The following is a 5,916-nucleotide window of genomic DNA, read 5'->3' on the forward strand; positions in this document are numbered from 1 at the left end:
GCGGACGGGACGCTGGAGTTCCTGGGCCGCGGCGACGAGCAGGTGAAGGTGCGGGGCTACCGGATCGAGCCGGGCGAGGTCGAGGCGCGGCTGCTGGAGCACCCGGGGGTGCGCGAGGCGGTGGTGGTGGCGCGCGAGGACACGCCCGGCGACCGGCGGCTGGTGGCGTACTGCGTGGGCGCGGCCGGGGCGGTGGAGCCGGAGGCGCTGCGGCGGCACCTGGGCGAGCGGCTCCCGGAGCACATGGTTCCGGCGGCGTACGTGCGCCTGGAGGCGCTGCCGCTGACGCCGAACGGGAAGGTGGACCGGCGCGGGCTGCCGGCGCCGGAGGGCGACGCGTTCGCGCGGCGCGGCTACGAGGCGCCCGTGGGCGAGACCGAGGCGGCGCTGGCCGAGATCTGGTCCGAGCTGCTGGGCGTGGAGCGGGTGGGGCGGTGGGACAACTTCTTCAGGCTGGGCGGCCACTCGCTCCTGGCGCTCCGGCTCATCCAGCGGATGAAGCGGCGGGGGCTGCACGCGGGGATCCAGGCGCTGTTCGCCACCCCCACGCTGGTGGGGATGGCGGCCGCGGTGGGCGCCGAGCGGGCGGAGGTGGTGGTCCCCCCCAACCTGATCCCCGACCCGTCGGCGGACGCCCCCGAGACGGGATCCGAGAAGGTGGAGCTGTACCTGTGACGGCTGCGGCGCTCCGCAACCGGTGCGCGCGAGCGGGCGCACCGCGAACCCTCCAACCGGTGGAGAAGGCGTGATGAGGAGTGGCATCTCCTGGCTGGATTTCAAGCTGGCCGCGCGGATGCTGGTCAAGTACCCGGGCCTGACGCTGGTCGGCGGCGTGGGGATGGCGGTGGCCATCGCCATCGGCGCGGCCTTCTTCGACATCAGCCAGGCGTACATGGACACCATGCTCCCCCTCGACGAGGGCGAGCGCGTGGTCGCGGTCCAGAACTGGAACTCGGCCACGGGCCACCGCGACCTCCCCTGGCTGGACGACTTCGCGGCGTGGCGCGAGCAGGTCCGCTCGTTCGAGGTCCTGGGCGCCTTCCGGCCGCACTGGCGCAACCTGGTCACCCCCGACGGGCGGGCCGAGCCGGTCCAGACCGCCGAGATCACCGCCTCCGGGTTCCGGGTGGCGCGGGTGCCCCCGCTCCTGGGCAGGCACCTGGTCCCGGAAGACGAGCGGGCGGGGGCCCCGCCGGTGGTCGTGATCGGGTACGACGTGTGGCGGACGCGCTTCGGGGGCGACCCCGCCGCCGTGGGGCGCCCGCTCCAGCTGGGCGACACCCGGTACACGGTGGTGGGCGTGATGCCCGAGGGCTTCGCCTTCCCGGTGAACCACCGCTTCTGGACGCCGCTGCGGGTCGACCCGGCCAACCACGACCGGGGCGAGGAGTCGGTCGCCTTCGTCTTCGGCCGCCTGGCGCCCGGGGTCACCGAGGCCGGCGCCCAGGCCGAGCTGGACGCCGTGGGGCGGAGGAGGGCCGCCGAGTTCCCGCAGACCCACGAGCGGCTCCTGCCCCGCGTCGTCCCGTACACCTACCCGCTGGTGGGCCTCGACGACGACGGCGACCGCGCCGAGCTCCACCTGATGCAGCTCTTCGTCAGCCTCCTCCTGGTGGTGGTCTGCGCGAACGTCGCCATCCTGGTGTACGCCCGCACGGCCAACCGCGAAGGCGAGATCACGGTGAGGAGCGCCCTGGGGGCCAGCCGCCGCCGCATCGTGGGGCAGCTCTTCGTGGAGGCGCTCGTCCTGGCGGGGGCGGCGGCGGCGGTCGGGCTCCTCCTGGCCCGCATGGGCCTGGGGCAGGCGCGGGTGCTGGTCGAGCAGCAGATGTCCGGGGGCGCCCCCTTCTGGATGGACTTCCGCCTCTCGCTCGTCACGGTCCTCTACGTGGTGGGGCTCACGGTGCTCGCCGCCCTGATCGCGGGCGTGGTCCCCGCGGTCAAGGCCACCGGGAGCCGGCTGCAGTCGGGGCTACGCCAGCTGGGCGGCGGCACCGGGATACGGCTGGGGAAGACGTGGACCGCGCTGATCGTGGCCCAGGTGGCCTTCGCCGTCGCCGTCCTCCCCGCGGCCGTCTTCACGGTGTGGGACTCGCTCCGGCACGCGGCGTTCGAGCCCGGGTTCGCGGCCGGGGAGTACCTCACCACCCAGGTGGGGATGGACCGGGGGGATCGCGCGGCCGGCGCGGCCGGGGCGGCCGAGCAGCAGCGGTTCGCCTCGCGCTACGCCGCCCTCGTGGCCGAACTGGAGAGGCGCCTGGAGGCCGAGCCGGGCGTCTCCGCCGTGACGGTCATGACCGAGATCCCCGGGCCGGAGCCGACGGCCTACGTCGAGGTGGACGGCGCAGAGCCGGCGGCGGGGTCCGGGACCGGCCGGCAGGTGCGGCGCCTCCGGGTGGACGCCGGCTTCTTCGACGCCTTCGACGCGCGGATGCTGGCGGGGCGGCAGTTCTACTCCGGAGAGGCCGACACGGCGGCGACCGCGGTGGTCGTGAACCAGCGGTTCGCAGAGCAGCTCCTGGGCGGCGGCAACGCCGTGGGCCGCCGCGTCCGCTACGTCGCCACCCGCGACCAGGAGGCTCCGCCCGACGTGAGGGAGGGGCGCTGGTACGAGATCGTGGGGGTGGTGAGCAACCTCCCCGCGGCCGCGCTGGAGCCCCGGATGCCCGAGGCCCGGCTGTACCATCCCCTGGCGCCCGGGCAGGTGTACCCGGTGCGCCTCGCCCTGCGGATGAGGGGGGGCGCCCCGGCGGCCTACGACGAGCGGCTGCGCGAGATCGCCACGTCGCTCGACCCGAACCTGCGTCTGCACGACATCCTCCCCCTGGACGAGGTCTACCGCCAGCAGCAGGTGGGGACCCGGCTGACGGGATGGGCGTTCGCGCTGGTGACGATGAGCGTCCTCCTCCTCTCGGCGGCCGGGATCTACGCGCTCATGTCCCTCACCGTGGCCCGGCGCCGGCGCGAGATCGGGATCCGCTCCGCCCTGGGCGCCCCCCCGCGGCAGATCCTCACGGCGGTCTTTTCCCGGGCGCTGGCGCAGCTCGGGGCGGGGGTCGCCGTGGGGATCGCGGCGGCGGCCCTGCTCGAGCGGCTCTCGGGAGGCGGGGTCCTGAACGGCAGGGGCGCCGTGCTGCTGCCCGTCGTCGCGGCGCTGATGATGGCGGTGGGCCTGTTCGCGGCGGTCGGGCCCGCCCGGCGGAGCCTGCGCATCGAGCCCACCGAGGCGCTGCGGGAGGGGTAGCGCCGCTCCGAAAAAGAAACGCGGGCGGTTCCGGCGGCGAGCGCCGGTCCCGCCCGACCCCTGTGACCACGCGGCCGAGCGCCGGAAGGAGGCGGTGTCGACCATGACGGACACCATCGCGACGATCGTGGATGCCCCGGACCGCCCCGCGATCGAGCGGGCGCTGGCCGCCTGGACGCGGACGTGCGCCCCGTCGGAGCTGCGGGAGATCCTCCCCCTCCTGGCGCGCCCGGGGCTGCTCTCCTTCGCGCTGGGGATGCCCGCGGCGGAGCTCCTCCCCACGGAGGCGTACCTGCAGGCGACCCGGCGGGCGCTGGAGGCGGACCCTCTGACGCTCCAGTACGGCGTTCCCTTCGTGCCTTTGAAGCGGCAGATCGTCCGCATGATGGCCGAGCGGGGGGTGCGGTGCCGGGAGGAGCAGGTGTTCCTCACCACGGGGGCGCAGCAGGGGATGAGCCTGCTGGCCCGCCTCCTCCTGGACGAGGGGGGGCAGGTGGCGCTGGAGGCCGCGGTCTACGACGGGATCCACGGCGCGGTGAAGCCGCTGCGCCCCGAGATCCTGACCGTGCCGTCCGACGCGGGCGGGATCGACGTGGACGCCCTCGAGGCGCTGCTGGAGGGAGGCGCGCGCCCCGCCTTCGTCTACCTGATCCCCGAGGGCCACAATCCGCTGGGGGTGTCGCTCGGCATCGAGCGGCGGCTGCGGCTGGTGGAGCTGGCCCGGCGCTTCGAGGTGCCGCTCGTGGAGGACGACGCCTACGGCTTCCTCCGCTACGACGGCGCGCAGGTGCCGGCGCTGCGGGCCCTGGACGCGGACTGGGTGCTGTACGTGGGGTCGTTCTCCAAGATCCTCGCCCCCGGGCTGCGCGTGGGGTGGATGGTGGTTCCCGAGGCGCTCGTGCCGACGCTCTCCATCCTCAAGCACGGCAGCGACCTGGACGTGACCTCGCTGGCGCAGCGGTGCCTTTCCGCCTTCCTCGACTCGGGGGCGCTCCCGGCGCACCTGGACCGGCTCAGGGCGGAGTACCGGGCCCGCCGCGACGCCATCCTGGCGGCCCTGGAGCGGCACTTTCCCCGCACGGTGCGCTGGAGCGTGCCGGCGGGCGGGATGTTCGTGTGGGCGAGCCTCCCGGCCGGGGGGGATGCGGTGGAGCTCCTCCGGCGCGCCGTGGCCTCCGAGCAGGTGGCGTTCGTGCCGGGAGCGGCCTTCTGCGCCCACGACCCTCGGCAGGCGGCCCACTGCATGCGCCTGTGCTTCGCGAGCCTGCCGGTGGAGAAGATCGAGGAGGGTATCGCGCGCCTGGGCCGCCTCCTGCGCGGCGAGGCCAGGGTCGGTCCCCTGACGCTGGCCTGATCCAGCCGGAGGGTACGGTGCCCGGGATCGGGTGCGGCGCGGTGGCGCTCCTCTCGCCCTGCTGGTGCACGGCGGACCCGCCGCGGTGCGTTGCCACGTGTTGCAAGCTACGGTTCTCGCCCGGTCCCCAGGGCGGCCGCCTCGTACTGCCCGCCGTGCTGTGGGACCTCTCCACGGGCTTGCGAGGAATCCTGGAAAAGGTATCTGGGCGTGGGCGACGAGCACCACGCAGGTGCTGCGTGAACAAGGCAGGCTTAGCCCATGCTCGTGCGCAATGCATGATGCATGATTGCGACTCCCCGCTTCAGTTCCGAAGGCCGTCCGCCAGCAGTCCCGAGAGTGCCCGCGTCAGCCTGTCGCCGTACCGGTCGGCTCAGTCCGACCACCGGTAGCGGCTCGGGATGGCTTGGACGATTTCTTGGACGATTTTCCAGCAGATGAGCGAACGCGGAAAATTACGGCAGGTGACGGTTTCTCTGTGCCTGTGCGGATTTCCGTGCGCTGCGTCATAGGGCTTTACGGGACTGCGCCGTCTGATGAGCGTGAGGTCGGAGGTTCGAATCCTCCCAAGCCCATACCCAAACTAAGGCCCGCATCGGTTTACGTTGCGGGGCCTTTGTTGTCGAAACAGCAACAGTCACAAAACAGTCACTCCTCGGAGACGCGGCGCAGGAACGCGTCCGGCGCCCCACCGATCCACTCGTCCCGCACGCCCAGTTGCCCGATCGGTGGACGACTGCCCGCCGGCTCCGTGGGTGGGCTCGGCCATGATGTCCCTTGCGTTAGACTCCGTTCCCGTACTCTGTGCATTTGGAATAGCCAATCAACCGACTCGCGATGCGAGCGGTGCGGTATAGATCGTCCGCACTCCCAGTTGCTGATGGTCGAAACCGTCGTTCCCATCAGGAGCGCGACCTGAAGCTGAGTCAATCCGAGTTCGTGACGCAGGTGGTGGAATCGCCAAGCGAACGAACCTTCCACCCGCAGGGCCGCTGCCGATCGAATTGCGTAATTTCGTGGACCTGCTCTAGATGGCAATTGTTATCTGCACGGGTGCCCGTGCGGCTACCACGGCGACGGCCAGCGCAAGTGCACCTGCGCCCCGCAGGCGGTGCAGCGCTACCTCTCGCGCGTGTCGGGGCCGCTGCTGGACCGCCTGGACCTGCACGTGGAGGTCCCGGCCGTGCGCTGGCGCGACCTGGCGGACCGGCGCCAGGGCGAGCCGAGCCAGGCGATCCGCGAGCGGGTGAGCCGCGCGCGCGAGGTGCAGCGCGCGCGCTTCGCCGGCCGCGCCGACATCCACGCCAACGCGCACATG

4 protein-coding genes are annotated in these 5,916 nt (G+C 72.9%); all 4 read left to right on the forward strand.

Annotated features, from left to right (window positions below):
• Positions 1-675, forward strand: a 675-nt coding sequence (locus VF746_11495; GenBank protein HEX8693038.1) for a phosphopantetheine-binding protein, incomplete at its 5' end; no start/stop codon positions are given.
• Positions 676-748: 73 nt separating this feature from the next.
• Positions 749-3,244: an ABC transporter permease gene (locus VF746_11500; GenBank protein HEX8693039.1), complete on the forward strand. Its 2,496-nt coding sequence runs from the start codon at positions 749-751 to the stop codon at positions 3,242-3,244.
• 103 nt (positions 3,245-3,347) lie between these two features.
• Positions 3,348-4,598 (forward strand): PLP-dependent aminotransferase family protein, encoded by a 1,251-nt coding sequence (locus tag VF746_11505; GenBank protein HEX8693040.1) that lies wholly within the window; start codon positions 3,348-3,350, stop codon positions 4,596-4,598.
• A gap of 1,045 nt (positions 4,599-5,643) precedes the next feature.
• Positions 5,644-5,916, forward strand: a 273-nt coding sequence (locus tag VF746_11510) for an ATP-binding protein (GenBank protein ID HEX8693041.1), incomplete at its 3' end; no start/stop codon positions are given.

The sequence above is a fragment of the Longimicrobium sp. genome, assembly GCA_036389795.1.
Classification (GTDB): Bacteria; Gemmatimonadota; Gemmatimonadetes; order Longimicrobiales; family Longimicrobiaceae; genus Longimicrobium.

What these genes read in the sequence shown, in the direction of transcription:
- VF746_11500 (HEX8693039.1), top strand. Translation starts at nt 749, where the DNA reads ATGAGGAGTGGCATCTCCTGGCTGGATTTCAAGCTGGCCGCGCGGATG.
- VF746_11505 (HEX8693040.1), top strand. Translation starts at nt 3,348, where the DNA reads ATGACGGACACCATCGCGACGATCGTGGATGCCCCGGACCGCCCCGCG.